Source organism: Parabacteroides sp. Marseille-P3160 (genome assembly GCF_900162725.1).
GTDB lineage: Bacteria > Bacteroidota > Bacteroidia > Bacteroidales > Tannerellaceae > Marseille-P3160.
Map to the genome: position 1 here is coordinate 1170416 of NZ_LT799418.1, position 16841 is coordinate 1187256.

The window sequence follows — 16841 nt, forward strand, 5'->3', positions numbered from 1 at the left end:
ATCGATTTATAAATAAATAGTTTATTTTTTAGGATAGCCAACGGGATTGTTGATAATTGCTTCCTGTGTATCTTTCAACTTGAGGGCTTTGCTCAACTCCGCTTTTTGCATGGAAGAGCGTGGTACGGTAGCCAGACCGGTGGCTGCACAGAAAATGTTGATATTCTGGCAAATGAGACCGGCATCGACTGCTGCCGTCTGCTTGTTTCCGGCAGAGGTCCCTCCCGAACGGGTATAATCGGCCACCAACACGATGCATACGGAAGCTGACTTGACAAAAGCCTGTCCGCCCGCAACCAAAGGGCGGAGGTCTCCTTGGGCGATTCCTTGCAAAGAGTGTGTTTTGGCATTGTATAAGTAAGCTCCTTCCGCCAAAATGACATAGAGATCGATCTCTTGCTTGTTGCTTGCCGAAGGAGCCGTACGTTTGCCGTCCGGCCGGTTTATCCCGTTTGCTGCCCACAGTAGGTCGGAAAGATCCTGGTCGCTTAACTTTTTATCTTCAAACGCCCGTTCTGAATGGCGGTCTGACAGCGCTTTCATCACAGCGGTTCCACGGGTTTTGTCCGGGGAGACTAATTTGATTTCCGCCGGCTCTTGTGCATACACCATAGTTGCATACATCAATGCAACAAGGGAAAAGAAAACGGATTTTAGTTTCATAATTTTCATCTTTTTAAATGGATATTTCTACAAAAATAACAAAATGGGAGTAGTTTCATTGTTCCTTCGCTCTTTTTTTAACGATTCTTTGGTATCTTCTTTTAAGGCTGTCCTATCTGTTTCCCATTCGTTAAAATATCACTTATTTATTTCGAAACAGAAGGCCCTATGTTAAATAAGTCTATTTTATTGTGATTTATCTACGGCTAATTCGTAGTGTTGCCAAAAGAAAAATATATTTGCAGGACGGACCATGGTTTTCCTATTCATCTTTATGAAAAACAATTATATGTAAAACAAATGAAAAAAATCCTACTTGCATTATCGATTTCCGTTTTATTCGGAATCTTTTTTGTCGATGCCCAGACTAAGTCTGTTCCTTCTTTTTCCGTAAAAGGCATAGTAATGGATTCTTTGACAAATGAACCTGTTCCTTATGCGACTCTTACGATTATGTCGACCCAAGCACCTCAGAAGGCGATAAAAACGATCGCTTGCGAGATGGATGGAAAATTTGAAACAGCTTTGCCTGCCGCCGGAGGCTATCTTCTCAGCATCCAGTTTGTCGGCAGTTCGGCCCAGAAAGGCTTTACTGTGTCCGATGCCCAGAAGAAAGTCGACTTGGGGAAAGTCTACATGAAAGAAACCCAACAGAATCTGGGAGAGGTTACCATTACCGCCCAAAAGCCTTTAGTCAAGGTAGAAATCGATAAAATCACTTATAGCTTGGAAGACGACCCTGAGTCAAAGGTAAGCAATACCCTCGACATGCTTCGGAAAGTACCGATGGTAACGGTGGATGGAGAAGATAAGATCCAATTGAAGGGTTCTTCCAATTATAAGATTTATATGAATGGAAAACCATCCAATCTGCTAAGTAATAATCCATCCGAAGTCCTGAAGAGTATGCCGGCCAGTTCCGTGAAAAATATTGAAGTAATCACCGATCCGGGAGCGAAATACGATGCGGAAGGAATAGGTGGTATCATCAACATCATTACCTCGAAAAATGGTATGCAGGGCTTTACCGGAACAGTCCGGGCCGACGCCGGAACTCTGGGAAGCATGGGGGCAGGGACCTATATCTCTGCGAAAATCGGGAAACTCGGGTTGACGGGCAACTTTAACTATAATCGCCAGAACGGGCCATGGAATCCTTCCATCCTTTATCAGGAGAACTATCTGGCCGGTGGGCAGAAAATCAACCAGGAAGGGCGGAGTAAGTATAAGGGCCCTTTTCAATACGGATATCTGGAGGGCAGCTATGAAATCGATACCCTTAACTTGATTAGTCTGGGGATAAACCGCTTCTATGGGAAAATAAAGGCCTATGGAGAATATGACGTAAGGACTTCCGTCTTGGATTCACTCATTTCTCATTATCAACGTAACACATTGAGCGAACAGACTTTCGGATCGACGGATGTTAGCCTCGATTACCAGCATTCGACTAAGAAGAAAGACGAACTGCTGACTTTCTCTTACCGTTACAGCAATTCACCGAACGATAATGAAAACCGAAGGGATATAGTCGGTTTGTTAGAGATGACCGATTCGCGCCAACGGGATCTCAACGAAGCCTATACGGACGAACATACCGGGCAGGTGGATTATACGACTCCGACGTGGAAGAACCAGACTCTGGAAGCCGGCGTCAAATATATTTACCGGCTGAACAATAGCGAAACGACGCGACAGATTGATTCATTGGGAACTTGGATACATTATCCGAGTACGAGCGATTTATTTAAACATGAACAGCATATCTATTCCGGTTATCTGGGTTATGCTTTCAAATTCAGTAAGTTCGGGGTAAAAGCTGGAATGAGGGCTGAAGGAACCAGCCTGGATGTGAAATATAAACTGGCTCCGGATATGAATTTTGACAAGAGTTACTTCGACGTCGTTCCGAACGCTACCCTCTCTTATATGCTCAATATGGCGCAGCAGTTGCGTTTGGGGTATAACCTGCGTATCCAACGGCCGGGAATCTGGTATTTGAATCCGTATGTGAACACGACCAACCCGACCAATATCTCCTACGGTAATTCCAATCTGGATACGGAGAAGAGCCATAACATTAATTTGAATTACAGCTTATTTAATCCGAAGTTCAGCATCAATGCCAGTACAAACTATTCCTTCGTAAACAATTCCATCGAGCGTTATACTTTTATGGACGATTCCCGTCCGGGCGTCCTACAATCCACTTATGGGAATATTGGGAAAAACCGGCGGATAGGGCTGTTTCTCTACGGAAACTGGAATCCGATACCTCTTTTCCGCCTTTACCTGAATGCCGGAATAGACTATACCAAAATCAAAAGTAAGGCGTTGAACCTGTCGAATGATGGCTTTAGCAGCCAGCTTTATGCCGGGACTCAATTCAACTTGCCGAAAGATTTCCGGATCAACTTGAACGGGGGATATTTCACACCCCGCGTCTTGTTACAAGGTGAAAACTCTGCTTTTTATTTCACCAGTATATCCGCTAATAAGGATCTGTTGAAAAAGAAACTGACCCTGTCCCTTTCTTTCCAGAGCCCTTTTTGGAAGAATATGAAGAATGAATCGACCACTTTAAGCGATAATTTCTATTCCAAATCGACAAATTTCCGTTCGATGCGCGAGATTCGCTTCAGCGTTTCCTATCGTTTTGGTTCTCTGAAAGAACAGATCAAGAAAGTGCGGCGGAGTATTTCCAACGACGATGTAAAAGGGGGAGGAGGACAAGGCGCAGAGACCACCACAACCCCGGGTTCCTGAAAGGAGTCATTGGTCTTTTTCTTCGAATTTGATGTATCATGAAATACTGAAAAAGCAAAAGCCTATACATTGCTGCATAGGCTTTTGCTGTTCCGATAAGTGACCCGGGTGGGATTACTTTATATACAATAATGTAAAATGTTATATATCCTAAAACAACTGTTTTACAATAGATAGGAACAAATATACGATTTCATTTGATGTTATATTATTGTGCGATATTGCATAGATGTTTTGCAATTTTAGTATATTTGCACAACGACAATCTATTTTGCTATGGCAACGATAAAGGCATTCATCAGAACTACAAAAAAAGGAAACGCACTCTGTAATATTCGGTTTAGATTAACAGACGGGAGGAGCATTCAATTATTCGGCAAATCCGAAATATTGGTAGGTAACACTGACTTTGATTCTAAAGCTGAAAAAGTGAAAGCTCGTGTAGTAATGGATCAGGAGAAGAGAGCATCTATTGATTCCGCCATCGCACGGTTAAAGGACCATATACTGACTGAGTACAGTAAAGTCGATAAAGTTAATATTCAGACCTCATGGCTCAGCGATCTTATCGATAAATATCACCATCCGGAGAAATACGAGAAGTCACCTGAAACATTATTAGATCATTATAATACCTGGTTGACCGAACATAAGGTATCCGATAATAGGCGGAGGCAGATGAAAGTATTGGGAGGTATGCTTTATCGGTTCGGGCGATATAAAGGTATTGAGTTAACGCTAAATGACTTCACCCTTGATGTTCTAAAAGAGTTTGAGCAATTCTTGTATGATGAGCATAAACTACCGGAAAAACATCCATCTTTATACGAAGATGTAAGCAATAAAATGCTTCCAAAAAAACGATCCCGGAATAGGGTATCTTGTCTTCTATCTATGTTGAGAGGCTTTTTCAATTCCGATAAAATCAAAAAGTATCCATCTCCTTTTGTGGAATTCCATATCGATCCTGAAGTTTACGGTACTCCGATTTACATAAGCAAGGAAGAAAGAGACCTTATATATAAGTGTGATTTATCATCTCGTCCGGCACTTGCTATACAAAGAGATATATTTATATTCCAGTGCTTAATCGGGTGCCGTGTAGGTGATTTGATGCGTTTTACAGTTGATAATATACATAACGGTGTACTATCCTATATCGCCCATAAAACGATCGAAGAAGAACCTATAACGATTGAAGTTCCGCTATCTAAAACAGCAAAAGAATTGATTGAAAAGTATAAGGGCGGAGTAAAGCTTTTTCCATTCATCTCTGAACAAAGGTATAATGATGCAATAAAAGAAGCTTTCACGGCTGCCGGAATAACAAGAAAGGTCGCCTGGTTAAATCCTCTGACAAGAAAAGAAGAGCAACGGGCAATCAATGAAATAGCATCCAGTCATATGGCACGAAGGACGTTTATAGGAAACCTTTACAATAAAGTTCAGGATGCTAATCTAATAGGTTCCATGAGTGGACATGTAAACGGCAGTAGATCGTTTAGCCGCTATCGTGCAATAGATATAGAGACAAAGGAAAAAATCGTTTCATTAATTGATTAATTGGAGGAAAGCAATGATGGATTTAGGCTATATTTTTGAATCAGAACTGGATGCTACTTGTCGAGATATCCCTTTTTTAAAAATAGTGAAATCAGATAAGAAGCTTTACGGAGCTTTATTGGATGAGTTTTTGAATAGCCATTTCGAAAAGCCTCTTAAATGGTTGTTTACTGAAGACCACTATCCAACAGAACAACAGTTGATAGATTATGATAAAGATAACGACAATACTCCAGAAAATAGGGTTGGATTAATGCCTCTCTCAGATTTTGATAAAAAAATAACTCATTTAAATGATGAGTTCTATAGACTTTTAGACTCAAATGCCTTAGATAAGAAATATTATGCACCAAATATTCGTAAAGCTAATATAGTTCGAGTGTTCCAGGCGATTGCAGAAGAGATTGAGCGATTCCATGTGTCGGTGAGAGAAAAATACAGAAGTCCCAAAGAAGAAGCCGAAAATACAGCAAACACTATTCTGGATATTTCAAATAGGTTAAAACCGGACCTCATGCAGCATACAGTAAAACATGTTATCGAATATGTAGAGCAAAGTACGTGTCCTTTTGAGCCAGCATTATTTGACACGGTAAAAGAAAGCTTGATTTTATTATTGAAACTCAATTTAACAGGACAAAATAACAACGATAGAAACAACAATGTAATACCTTATACAAAAGCATTCGAAAATTACAATTTTTGGAAAAGAGAGGAAAAAAATTTATTTGAAGGTATGAGCGAGGACGATTTTTTGGCGATGCTGATTGGGCCCGACTTTTCTAAAGTATACAAGCGCGGATATAAGGAAAGATTAAAGTTTAATATTTACGTTTTGGCGAGAATTTTTAATGAAGTGAATAAAAATTGGGGAAAGACTGCGGCAAAAAGCATTGGTTGTGAATTTAAAAACTTCAGTAGCTTTTCTCATTTTCCAGAGTATGAGGATTTAAAAAGCATGTATTTGCAACAAGATACGTAAAAGCAAAAAAAAAAACAATTAAACAATAGAGTAAAGGCGTTGATAAACAATAATATCAACGCCTTTCTTGTTACATTAATTTATTTCATTTACGTAAAAAATCCGTAAAAACGTAAATATACGTGACGTAGCTTTGTGTCAAGCTAAATCTCTGGAAGAGTGCGCATCTGTCAGGGAAAGCGAAAATGCAAAAATATTAAAAATGAAGAATATTGTAGAATTGGCGAAAAGTCTACCCGAAATTAATGTGACGATCAAACTTGAAGATCTTTTGACTGCTGTAAATTACTGCGTAAACACAGTACAAGAAAAATTGGAAATAAATACTTCTAAAGAAAATGATAAAAAATACGTGTCAATCACAGAATGCGGCAAAATTTTGGGAGTAGACAAAAGTACGCTTTGGCGTTGGGCAAAAAATGGCTATTTAGTTCCGATCTCTGTCGGCGGAAAAAGAGTTTACAGTATGTCGGATATAAAAAAAATTCTGGAGGGAGGACGCTAATCATGAAAAAGCAACGATTCCCCAAAAAGAAAAGGGCTTTTCAGCCTCCAGTCCAACTTACTATCAATTTCTTTGTTCCTGATAACGAAAGCATAAAATCGTTACCGGAAGAAGAATTGTTTAGACGTATTTTACGTACATCGGATCCCAAGAAACGAGCGGACGAAAGTATTCTCCAACTCCCAGAATATCTTTTCAAGATCGTTCTTGATGGACTGATTCGGGAATATCACAAAAGGAGGTAACAATGAAAGATCCTGCCTTTTTGTTTTACACCGGCGATTTTCTTTCGGGAACTCAAGATATGAGTTGTGCCGAAGTCGGCGCATATCTCCGTCTGTTGATGTATCAGCATCAGCACGGGAAAATTACGAACGAAAAGGAGCGACTAATGCGCATCACTGGAATTTTTAAAGAAGTTGAGTTTGATACCGTTTGGAGCGTTGTTTCTCAGAAGTTTATATGCGATGGCAACCATTTGGTTAACCAACGGTTGAACCAAGTTGTAACCGAAAGGGCAACCTTCAAGCCAAAGAAGATAGCAGCTGCTACTTTAGCCGGGTTGATTTCTTCAAGTAAATCGTTAAAGGATAAAGACAAGAAAAAGATAAAAGGTCTGTTTAAAATATCTGATTTTCTTGACTTTAGCGATGATGATATAAAGATAAAAGTAAGAGAATGGTTTGTTTGCACAGTCAACCAAATGGTTGACCAAAAGGTCAACAATATAGAAGATGAAAATATAAATAATAGAAATATAGGGGGTATGGGGGAAGAAGAGAAAGAAGAATTCTCCTTCGAAAAAGTCTGGGAAATGTACGGTCGAAAGGGAAATAAGAAAACAAGCGAGAAAAAATGGGGTAATCTGAAAAATCATTGCAAAGAAGCAGCTCTAAAACATATCCTACTTTACGTGGAAGCAACTCCGGATAAACAGTATAGAAAAAATTTCGAGACTTATTTAAATCAAGAAGCTTGGAACGACGAATTACCAAAAACCAAAAATCCAATAAGCAATGAAACAAAACAAGAATATAATATCTTTCGGGCTCCTGCCGAACAATAAAGAGGCCGAGGAGGCTGTTATCGGCGCTTTGTTGGTTGAAAGTACGGCTATCAATGAAGTTTCTGATATCTTAGTCCCCGATGCATTCTATCATCAAAGCTATAGTGCCATATATCAGGCCATCCTCAACGTCTCCAACTCCGGGAATATCCCGGATATGGTTACGGTTGCTCAGGAACTTATACGAACGGGTAAATTGAATGAGGCCGGTGGACCGGCAGTCTTATCCGTATTAGCTGGAGAGATAGCATCGAGCGCCAATATTCGTGAGTATGCCATGATCGTACATCAATGCTGGCTTTCCCGTCGTCTGATTGTATCAGCCAAAACGATTGAGGCAAAGGCCGCAGATCCACAGTTTGATATCAGCGATACAATCGACGAGGCTTTGCGTGAAGTGGAAAGTATCGCCGACGGAACCTGTTATGCTTCGCTTTCGAAGTCAATAGGCGAAGCTGGAAAAACCGCCCTGGATCTTTATGGCAAACGAAAAATGATGGCAAAGGACGGTATAAAGTCAGGTATCGGTACCGGAATCTATGATCTTGACGTCATAATCAATGGCGGATGGAAACTCGGACAGTTGGTTATTCTTGCTGCTCGCCCGGCGATGGGAAAGACTGCAATGATGCTACACTTGACAAAGGCGGCAGCAAAATCGAATATTCCCATGATGGTCTTTAGCCTTGAAATGGATGCCCAAGGATTGATAAACCGGCTACTGATGTCCGAATGCAATATTGATTCATACCGTTTCGCTTCCGGAAAACTGACCGCAGATGAGGAGGTGTATCTTTCCAATGCGTACGACCGCCTATGCGGGCTTCCCATTACGATCGACGACACTCCCGGGATAAGCATTCAACAAATAAAATCCCGTGCCCGTAACGCCCAAATAAAGGGTAAATGCGGAATGATTTTAATCGATTATTTACAGCTAATCGATATGCGCACCCAAAACAAAACGTACAACAGGGAGCAAGAAGTCAGTCAAACAAGCCGGGCCGCAAAGATCATGGCAAAAGAATTGGGAGTTCCGGTTATTCTCCTTTCGCAATTAAGCCGTCAGGTAGAAAACCGCACAGACAAAGTGCCAATGCTATCCGACTTAAGGGAGTCAGGGGCGATAGAGCAAGACGCTGATATTGTATGTTTTATTCATCGTCCGGAATATTACGACAAGAACTCCGAGAAAGGAGTTGGAATACTCCGAATAGCCAAGCAAAGGGACGGCGCCACCGGTGATGTGGCATTTCGCTACAATTCCAACTTAACGAAAATATCAGGTTTTGAGAATAATGAAAAATTACCTTTTTAATTCATCGTACTTATATCCCCCACAAGATTACCACAAGGAAAAAATGCAATAAAAACCGCCGGATAATTGGGGTTATCCGGCGGCAAAAATCTCATAAAGCTATTATCCATAGAGAAAAAATAAAGATCTGATTTAAAATATAATTAAAAAATATTCAAGATGGAAAATCAGATCAAGGATTATATTGCTAAGCGATACAATAGGTGGTTGGACTATTCGACCTATCACTGTACTCATGCCGGCATGGAGGATGAAGCCATTGATGTACTTAATGAGGTTCTTGCCATGCTTCTCGAAAAGGATCCGGACTATATCCTTCGATTATATAACAGCCGGAAGGGTCAATATCGTGAACTTGACTTTTTCATCTTGCAAATGATAAAGCTGAATATTCAGTCCCCTACATCCCCCTATCAGCACAAATACCGACCTATTCCGACAAATGATAACATGAACTTTCAGAGGATAGGCAATGATGACAATGATGACGACGATGATAAACCGGTTTATCCCGGAGTTGATCTTGTTGATGAGCCTGATAATGAACGAGATTATCCAGCTGAAATAGCGGAGGAAATGGAGTTAGTCAGATGGATGTTTAAACGATTAGCACTTAACGACTTGGAACGTTGCGCTTACGTATGGCGCTTCTACGAAGATCTATCGTTCAAGAGTTGGCCGATACCTAGTGAGCGAAAAAAATTATATGATGCATTCAACACCGTACAGCATGCAATTTGGCAAATTTTAAAATCGGAAAATATAACGAAGGCAAAACCACCGAAAGGGAAATACGATAGCAAAAGATGTCAAATAATCATAAAAGTGTTCAATATATGTCATAAAAAAGACCTAAAATCGAAGAAGACGGAAATCAAATATATTTTAATATGAGGTATTATTAATTTATAAATCAGATAATTATGACACAGGAAGAAATTCAGGAATTTACGGATTGGAAGTTAGCAAAAAAACAGCAGGAAGAAGCAGAAGCAGCCAGGAAAGCCGCTGAAGATGCTATTTCTGTAGAGGACTGGACTAAACGTTTTAATGAATACGGTGAAGTTTTCGGTAAACTTAGTTTAGAGGAAGAGTAATTAACATTAAAATTCAAATAAAAATGGAAAATTTAAAATCACTGGAGATTGCCTCCACAGATCGTAGCGTGGCCGTTAAAATGAATTACGGGAATCACGTTGCAGCGTTTATCGTACCAAAGAATGTAGCAAAAGCCTTTATTACCAATGATGGTATTGTGCTTTACGGAGTATTAGATCCAGCTGAAAAATCGTGGAACGGCTCTTTTGCGCCCCTTGGTTCCATAACCATCAACAGTACACAAGTAACACCTGAGAACATGGTTGAATTGCTTGACAATGCGCTGTTTGCATCGTACAGTATAGTTGTTAACTCGGTAGCCGGAGAATAAGCGTATGGCAACACAAGAAAAATCAAAGCCGTTGCTGATTGATGAGGATACAATATCCTTTGAAAAGGACTTGCACCTTTTGAATTACCTCATCGACCAATACGGGCAATCGATTGAGCGCGCCTTTGCCCGGCTTTATGTCGGGAATATGACAGACGAGGACTTGCAAGACATCTTGTCAAACGATCTAAGACGGATCAAAGACAAGCTTATGGCGCACGTCCGTAACGAAGTGAAATCAAAGTATTTCCTTCAGCCGGCCATTGATAAAGCGAATGTCATCTTTTCTCAGTTGGAAGAAATTGCGGATGCAGCTCATAACACTGTCTATCATTATGCCATCAGCCAAATAGAACTGATTTCGATTAACGACAAAGGCAAGATCGTACTAACGGAGGTATCGAAGGAAGAACTCCGGGAATACCATCGGACGTATATCACAACAGAAAAAGGCAGGAAGCGATACAAAGCGCATTTGGCAGCTGCTAAAGCACTTCAGGCATTTGTTAATGCAATGGACGGGCAGGTAAGCCCGATGGATGCTCTTGATTATTTTGATGTCGATGAAGCAGACCGGTTATTTCCTGTAACTCTGTATTCTTACGAAAAATAGGAGGAGCAGGAACATGGCAAAGTTGACTAAGAAACAAGAAGATTTTTGTAATTGTTACTTTGAGACAGGTAACGCCTCTGAGGCTTACCGTCGCGCATATTCCAGCTCTTCTTCAGCTAATGTTGTGAACGTTAAGGCGTCCGAATTATTATCGAATCCCAAGGTTTCAGAACGTATTGATGAGCTTCAGGCGGAGCTCAAACTCCGGTCCGATATCAAGAAGGAGAGGTTGCTTGAGGAACTGAAAGCGATTGCGTTCGCAGACATCCGAGACTACTTGGTATTTGACGGTAAACATCTTAAATTCAATCCGTTTGATGAGCTGACTAACGAACAGGCAAAAGCTATAGAATCGATTAAAATGGGTAAATACGGTATAGAGCTAAAGCTTCATGGCAAGAACTGGTCAATAGAAAGAATTTGCAAGATGTTAGGCTTTGACGCGCCGGAGATGAGCGAAATCACCCATAGGTCGCCTTTCGATGATTGGTCTGATGAGCAGCTTGAACACTATACCCAGTCAGGCGAAGAACCTGACAATAAGCAGCATTATAAGCGAGATTAAGTGTACAGCGGAAGAGAGATCAAAGGTTGAAAAGTGGCTGAAAATAAGGGGTTAAAATCCTTATACCTCTAATAAATGTATTGAATAACAATGTGATATAACAAACAGGGACTAAAAAAGCACTAAAAAATGGAAAAGAACGAAAGAAAATTGATTCAGGAAGATATTGACCGGTTGATTGAGTATGTGACAAACACGGACAGAGATCACGGATGTGAACACCCGGATATGATCCTGTTAGGCAACGCAATAGGTGTACTTAAGGCTAAGAATGAATACTTACGGAGGCGTAATAACGAATTAAAATCAGAAAGCCATGAATGAAGATAGCATGTCAGTAGTTTTCACCGGAGAAGACGAATTATACCGGTACTTTGATGGTGTTCTGGACGGCAAGCCTATTCAGGGCCGGCAGGATAAAAAGACAGGAGAAGTATTCTTCGATCTCAACGACATTGTACGCTTTTTAGGGTATGCTGAGAACCTGGAAGAATTTTTAAAGACAGATAAAGGCCTGGATTGGTTAAATCAGTGGAAGAAAAGTAATCCGGGGAAGAAGATTATAGGTGATCTGATTGCCGTAGATTGCAAATGCAATCTATTTAATAAATAATAAGTTATGACCAAAAAAGGACTTTTCTATCCGATATGGAACAAAAAGAAAATCAGAAAGATATTCGAGGATTCCGCTCTTTTAGCCGAGGTGAGGATCGTTAACATGCTTCAGCGTACAGGCGAAGAGTTTGTAAAGGTCGCTCGTTTAAGTGGACAATATAAAGACCATACCGGCAATCTTCGTTCTTCTATTGGCTATGTGATCGTCAGAGACGGCAAAGTTATTGACCGTAATTTCCAGCTTTCGGAGAAAGAAGGTACAGATAAAGTAACCGGCATGCGTACCGCTCAGCAGCTTGCATCTGAGTTGATTAAAGAATACAGCAAAGGCTATGTGCTGATTGGTATGGCCGGTATGAAGTACGCTGTATTTGTAGAAGCTATGGAGAATAAAGATGTTGTCTCTTATGCCGCGAACAGAGCGGAAGATTTCATCAAGGAATACAGCAGGTTGTTATTCAAGAGATTGAACAAAAAATAAAAAAATTATGCCAATAATAAACAGAGAAGGAGCGCTGGTTTTAGCAACCGGAATTGATATTAGCGGACTGCAAAGTGGAATTGACCAGGCAGAAGGGGAGTTAGATCAATTTGCCGGCAGAGCCAAAAAAATTGGCATGTTGGTAGGTAGTTATTTTGGCGTACAAGCGTTAAAAGATTTCGGAAAGGAAATCGTAAACGTTCGCGGCGAGATGCAGCTATTAGAGACTTCGTTTGGAGTTTTGCTTGGAAATGAAGCAAAAGCGAATACGATGCTTTCCGAGATAAAGCAATACGCTATTCAAAGCCCTCTTTCCCTAAATGGCGTATCAAAAGCGGCACAATTGCTTTTAGGGTTCAATGTTGAAGCAGAAAAGGTTATGCCAACATTGAAGCAGCTAGGTGATATCTCAATGGGTAGTACCGAGCGTTTCCAATCGTTGGCATTAGCATTTGCACAGATGTCAGCAGCAGGTAAGCTGATGGGACAAGACTTACTTCAAATGATTAATGCCGGTTTTAATCCGTTGCAGGAAATATCTCTAAGGACGGGTAAATCGTTGGTGGAATTGCGTAAAGAAATGGAGAATGGCACCATCTCTTCTAAAATGGTTGCTGATGCTTTTGCTTCTGTTACTGCCGAAGGGGGTAAGTTTTACGGTATGACAGCTAAACAGGCAGAAGGCATTCGGGGATTGCAGGCCCAGTTAGAGGGCGGTTTGCAAGACGCTTTTAACAATATGGGTAAATCGGCCGAAGGTGCGATATCTATCGGATATAAGGGGGCTATTTCCCTTGTTGAAAATTACGGTAAAGTGGGGAGGGCGGTTGCTGCATTGATCACAACCTATGGAGCGTATAAGGCAGCAGTAGTTGTCACAAATATTGTTCTTAAAGAACAAGCTGCTATTAACGCGATGGTTGTCGCTTCAAATGGAGTATTCAATAAATCTCTTGCTTATCAATGGGTATGGACTGGACGGGTTCAAAAAGCACAAGCATTGCTTAACAAGACAATGTTGTCCAACCCGTATGTTCTTTTGGCGACATTGGTAGTAGGGCTAGGTGCGGCTATGTGGGCTTTATCTGATAATACAACGGCTACAGAAAGAGCCTTACGGGATTACAATAAAACGAAAGAAGAAGCTGCTCAAAAAGAGCAAGAGCATAAGGCAAAAATAGAGGAGTTAATCAATACATCCACATCTCAATCTGAAGCGGATTTCAAGCGGGTGATGGCATTAGATCAGCTAAAAAAAGAGTATCCCAAGATTTTTGAGAAATATGATCTCGAAAATCTTAAACTTGCTGATATTCTAAAGATCAAGAAAGAGATTGCAGAGATCGATGGGCAACGGTCCCTGGCTTCTTCAAAAGAAAACGCTCAGAATATTCAGGCAGAAATAGATCTCCTAACGGCAAAGATGAATAATACCACCGGTGCGGGTGCAGCATATTATGAATCGGTTGGGAAAAGAATAGACGCACTGAAAGGAAATCTGAAATTGGTCAATGCCGAGATACAAGAACAATCAAATGCCTTATGGGAAGCAAACACACCTCTTGAAGTCAAAAAGAAGCTGATTCAAGACGAAATAACGGCCCTCAGAAACCAAAACTTTCTTATTGAGCAGAATAATAGGAAACAGTTTGGTAAAGGAATACTGCCGGATGATGTTACTATTAATGCAAATAAAAAAAGGATAGAAGAATTAAAATCTCAATATGAAAGCCTGTCTCCTTCTCTTGAAAAAGCTGCTACGAAGAATGAGGCGTATTGGAAAAAGATAAAAGAGGATGCGGAAAAAAACCTTGGAGCACTCGGCACTGATCAAGTGGGCACGTCTGCATGGAAAAAGTTACAAGACGCTATCCGGAAAGCGGACATAGAATTGAAAAAATACAGTGTTTCATCTTTGGATAAGGCCGGCATAGATGCCAATAAAATAAAGTCCGAAACGGCCGATCGCCTGGTCGAAATAGAGGAAGCGCGCAAGAAAATACAACAGCAGGAAATTGATTCCGAATTGGAGATTCGTGCCGGAAAGATTGCCGTCATGGAAGATGGTTCAAAAAAGGAGCTTGCACAAATCCAACTTGCATACGATCAGCGCATGAACGAAATTGCTAAACAGGGCAATGAGCTGATAAAACAACAACAGGATATTGAGCGTAAGGCCTGGGAAGCGGCTAATCCGAAATGGAAAGAAAAAGGGATGGTGTATGCAAATACGACTACATCCGTGACGCAACTTTCACCCGGATTACAAGGCCAGTTATCCGATTCGGCTACCATTGCGGCGCAACAGCGTACTTACGCAGAAGCGCAGCTATTAAAGCAGACGCTTAAAGAGTATCAGGATTACAGTGCCCGCCGGTATGAGTTGGAAAAGAAATACAACGAAGATGTAGCCTACTTAAACTCACAACGCATAGAAAAGAATGCTTCACAAATTGATGCGGCTCTTAAGCAGGCAAAAAAACAATTTGACGAATCTACTTCTTCCATCGATCTCGAAGAGTTTCAAAAAAGCATCGACTGGACACGCGTATTTGGTGACCTTGATAAGGTGTCTACCGATGCTCTTGAAAAACTCCGGGATAAACTAAAGGCTTATCTTTCCGAAGCCAGCGGCTCCATGACGCCGGAAAATATAAAAACGGTATCGGATGCTATAGAGGATATGACTGATAAGATTTCTGAAAGAAAACCCTTTCAGGAACTTTCATCTGGTTGGAATGAATATAGGCAAGCCGCAACCGAAGCGGCGGCAGCACAGGAATACCTTAATAAGCTAACCAAGGAAGGGAAGGAAGATTCAGAGGACTATAAACAGACAGAAGAAAACCTTGCCAACCTACAAGGAAAACGGCTTGAAGGCTTAAAAAAGGTCTCCAATGCTGCAAGCAATATTGGTAAGATCGGTACACAGGCGGTCAACGCCGGTAACGATATCATTGATATGCTGACAAACTTTGGCGTTAAAGTTCCCAAAGCCGTTAGCGGGGCTTTATCTGGCGTTGGACAAGTCTTTGATGGTTTGTCGAGTATTAATGTTACGCAACCTTTTACTGTTATCACGGGTGGGTTAAAGGTTATTGCTGGCCTTGGTAATACTATTGCTTCCATATTTGGCAAGGTGAATAAAGAAGCGGAAGATACAAAACGTATTCAGGCTATCAACGAAAGGGTAGAAAGTACACAGGAAGCTATCAATAAACTAATCGATAAACGTATCGATCTTATAAAGGAGGCGACGGCAGCGGAAGCTAACTATCTGAATACTCTTACCCAAAACGACATTGCGCAACAGCAGACATATTTACAAAAGCAATTTTCCAATCTTTCCGGAAATGACCTCTTTGCAAAGAAAGGAAAGAATAATAATCTCACTTATGCAGAGGTAATGCGTAAGTATGGGCTTTCTGATCTGGCTGACTTTGCGGAATGGTGGAACACTGGTGGGTATAATGCTCTTTTAGCAGATGGTTTCGGGATTAGGGATAAGGATTCGATTGACTCTATCGTCAGTTCGTGGACTGAATTAGGAGATGCCGCAACGGAGGCTAAAGAAGCTATGCAGGAAGCTGCTACCGGTACCACATTCGATGCAATGAAAGATAGTCTGGATGACTTGGTTAAACAGGCAGATTTAACCTTTGAGGATATATCAGAATCCTTCGAAGATCATATGAGCAATGCTATTCTCAATATGGTCAAGAGCAACTACCTAACGGACGAGTTAAAGAAATGGTATGAAAAGTTTGCCGAAGACTCCGCCTCCGGGGGGAAATTGACTGCCGATGAAGTAAGCCGATTGCAGGATTACTACAAAGAGATAGCAGAGAATGCAAACAAGATGTTCAACGATGCCGCTACGGCTATGGGACTTGATTTATCTGATAATTCAGAAGCTTCGGATAATTCCCTGAAGGGTGCATATGCTAAAGCAGATCAGGAAAGCATCAACTTACTGGCCGGCCAGACAAGCGCCGCACGTGTATCCCTTGACTCAATCCGTGATAGTGCCCGATCTATCCAGGAAACTATGAAGCTTATCTATGATATTCAAACAAGGGGATGGAAGGATGTTGAAATTATCAAGGGGCTAACGGATGAGATAAAGAAAAGCAACGACCAGATAGTAGCTACGAATCAGCAGGTAGCTGATAATACTCAAGGTATCAATAAGATTTCCGAAAGCTTGAAATATATCGAAACGCATGGAATTGATTTAAAATGACAATAGACGGCAAAAATATAAAAACAAAATAA

Annotated in this window: 16 protein-coding genes; 15 read left to right on the top strand and 1 reads right to left on the bottom strand. The window is 40.9% G+C overall.

What is annotated here, in order from left to right; genetic code table 11:
* Positions 1–21 precede the first annotated feature (21 nt).
* Positions 22–663 carry a SagB/ThcOx family dehydrogenase gene (locus BQ8014_RS04605; RefSeq protein WP_234997986.1) on the bottom strand — a complete coding sequence of 214 codons (642 nt, stop codon included), beginning with the start codon at positions 661–663 and terminating at the stop codon, positions 22–24.
* A gap of 300 nt (positions 664–963) precedes the next feature.
* On the opposite strand from BQ8014_RS04605, the gene BQ8014_RS04610 reads away from it, so the two are divergent.
* The 15 genes from BQ8014_RS04610 to BQ8014_RS04680 all read left to right on the top strand — a co-directional run bounded on the left by BQ8014_RS04610 (position 964) and on the right by BQ8014_RS04680 (position 16809).
* On the top strand, positions 964–3429 hold the full coding sequence (locus tag BQ8014_RS04610) for an outer membrane beta-barrel family protein (protein WP_080905820.1): 2466 nt from the start codon (positions 964–966) through the stop codon (positions 3427–3429).
* 276 nt (positions 3430–3705) lie between these two features.
* Entirely contained in the window at positions 3706–4992 is a 1287-nt protein-coding gene (locus BQ8014_RS04615) for a site-specific integrase (protein ID WP_080903335.1), read from the top strand.
* A gap of 13 nt (positions 4993–5005) precedes the next feature.
* The gene (locus BQ8014_RS04620; protein WP_139785073.1) at positions 5006–5974 is read left to right on the top strand and encodes a hypothetical protein; all 969 of its coding nucleotides are present in this window, start codon (positions 5006–5008) and stop codon (positions 5972–5974) included.
* Between the two features lie 202 nt (positions 5975–6176).
* The gene (locus BQ8014_RS04625; protein WP_080903337.1) at positions 6177–6479 is read left to right on the top strand and encodes a helix-turn-helix domain-containing protein; all 303 of its coding nucleotides are present in this window, start codon (positions 6177–6179) and stop codon (positions 6477–6479) included.
* Positions 6480–6726: 247 nt separating this feature from the next.
* Positions 6727–7545, top strand: a complete 819-nt coding sequence (locus BQ8014_RS04635) for a DUF1376 domain-containing protein (protein ID WP_080903339.1) — start codon at positions 6727–6729, stop codon at positions 7543–7545.
* Positions 7496–8863: a replicative DNA helicase gene (gene dnaB, locus BQ8014_RS04640; RefSeq protein ID WP_080903340.1), complete on the top strand. Its 1368-nt coding sequence runs from the start codon at positions 7496–7498 to the stop codon at positions 8861–8863. Before BQ8014_RS04635 ends, dnaB begins: the two co-directional genes overlap by 50 nt.
* 159 nt (positions 8864–9022) lie before the next feature.
* A complete protein-coding gene (locus BQ8014_RS04645) occupies positions 9023–9757 on the top strand; it encodes a hypothetical protein (protein WP_200814347.1) in 735 nt (244 codons plus the stop codon).
* 29 nt (positions 9758–9786) lie between these two features.
* Entirely contained in the window at positions 9787–9960 is a 174-nt protein-coding gene (locus tag BQ8014_RS19325; RefSeq protein ID WP_160150031.1) for a hypothetical protein, read from the top strand.
* A gap of 23 nt (positions 9961–9983) precedes the next feature.
* Entirely contained in the window at positions 9984–10292 is a 309-nt protein-coding gene (locus BQ8014_RS04650) for a hypothetical protein (protein WP_080903341.1), read from the top strand.
* A gap of 4 nt (positions 10293–10296) precedes the next feature.
* Complete coding sequence (locus BQ8014_RS04655; protein WP_080903342.1) at positions 10297–10905, top strand: hypothetical protein; 609 nt, start codon at positions 10297–10299, stop codon at positions 10903–10905.
* Positions 10906–10918: 13 nt separating this feature from the next.
* Complete coding sequence (locus tag BQ8014_RS04660; RefSeq protein ID WP_080903343.1) at positions 10919–11470, top strand: terminase small subunit; 552 nt, start codon at positions 10919–10921, stop codon at positions 11468–11470.
* 129 nt (positions 11471–11599) lie between these two features.
* Positions 11600–11794 (top strand): hypothetical protein, encoded by a 195-nt coding sequence (locus BQ8014_RS04665; RefSeq protein WP_080903344.1) that lies wholly within the window; start codon positions 11600–11602, stop codon positions 11792–11794.
* Positions 11787–12083, top strand: a complete 297-nt coding sequence (locus BQ8014_RS04670) for a hypothetical protein (RefSeq protein ID WP_080903345.1) — start codon at positions 11787–11789, stop codon at positions 12081–12083. Before BQ8014_RS04665 ends, BQ8014_RS04670 begins: the two co-directional genes overlap by 8 nt.
* A gap of 6 nt (positions 12084–12089) precedes the next feature.
* Entirely contained in the window at positions 12090–12566 is a 477-nt protein-coding gene (locus BQ8014_RS04675) for a hypothetical protein (protein ID WP_080903346.1), read from the top strand.
* A gap of 7 nt (positions 12567–12573) precedes the next feature.
* Complete coding sequence (locus BQ8014_RS04680) at positions 12574–16809, top strand: tape measure protein (protein WP_080903347.1); 4236 nt, start codon at positions 12574–12576, stop codon at positions 16807–16809.
* The last annotated feature ends 32 nt before the right edge of the window (positions 16810–16841 follow it).

Bases quoted from the DNA above. Each gene is read 5' to 3' on its own strand.
- BQ8014_RS04660 (WP_080903343.1), top strand. From the start codon at position 10,919: ATGGCAAAGTTGACTAAGAAACAAGAAGATTTTTGTAATTGTTACTTT.
- BQ8014_RS04620 (WP_139785073.1), top strand. From the start codon at position 5,006: ATGATGGATTTAGGCTATATTTTTGAATCAGAACTGGATGCTACTTGT.
- BQ8014_RS04680 (WP_080903347.1), top strand. From the start codon at position 12,574: ATGCCAATAATAAACAGAGAAGGAGCGCTGGTTTTAGCAACCGGAATT.
- BQ8014_RS04615 (WP_080903335.1), top strand. From the start codon at position 3,706: ATGGCAACGATAAAGGCATTCATCAGAACTACAAAAAAAGGAAACGCA.
- BQ8014_RS04635 (WP_080903339.1), top strand. From the start codon at position 6,727: ATGAAAGATCCTGCCTTTTTGTTTTACACCGGCGATTTTCTTTCGGGA.
- BQ8014_RS04645 (WP_200814347.1), top strand. From the start codon at position 9,023: ATGGAAAATCAGATCAAGGATTATATTGCTAAGCGATACAATAGGTGG.
- BQ8014_RS04675 (WP_080903346.1), top strand. From the start codon at position 12,090: ATGACCAAAAAAGGACTTTTCTATCCGATATGGAACAAAAAGAAAATC.
- BQ8014_RS04670 (WP_080903345.1), top strand. From the start codon at position 11,787: ATGAATGAAGATAGCATGTCAGTAGTTTTCACCGGAGAAGACGAATTA.
- dnaB (WP_080903340.1), top strand. From the start codon at position 7,496: ATGAAACAAAACAAGAATATAATATCTTTCGGGCTCCTGCCGAACAAT.
- BQ8014_RS04605 (WP_234997986.1), bottom strand. From the start codon at position 663: ATGAAACTAAAATCCGTTTTCTTTTCCCTTGTTGCATTGATGTATGCA.
- BQ8014_RS04650 (WP_080903341.1), top strand. From the start codon at position 9,984: ATGGAAAATTTAAAATCACTGGAGATTGCCTCCACAGATCGTAGCGTG.
- BQ8014_RS04610 (WP_080905820.1), top strand. From the start codon at position 964: ATGAAAAAAATCCTACTTGCATTATCGATTTCCGTTTTATTCGGAATC.
- BQ8014_RS04625 (WP_080903337.1), top strand. From the start codon at position 6,177: ATGAAGAATATTGTAGAATTGGCGAAAAGTCTACCCGAAATTAATGTG.
- BQ8014_RS19325 (WP_160150031.1), top strand. From the start codon at position 9,787: ATGACACAGGAAGAAATTCAGGAATTTACGGATTGGAAGTTAGCAAAA.
- BQ8014_RS04665 (WP_080903344.1), top strand. From the start codon at position 11,600: ATGGAAAAGAACGAAAGAAAATTGATTCAGGAAGATATTGACCGGTTG.
- BQ8014_RS04655 (WP_080903342.1), top strand. From the start codon at position 10,297: ATGGCAACACAAGAAAAATCAAAGCCGTTGCTGATTGATGAGGATACA.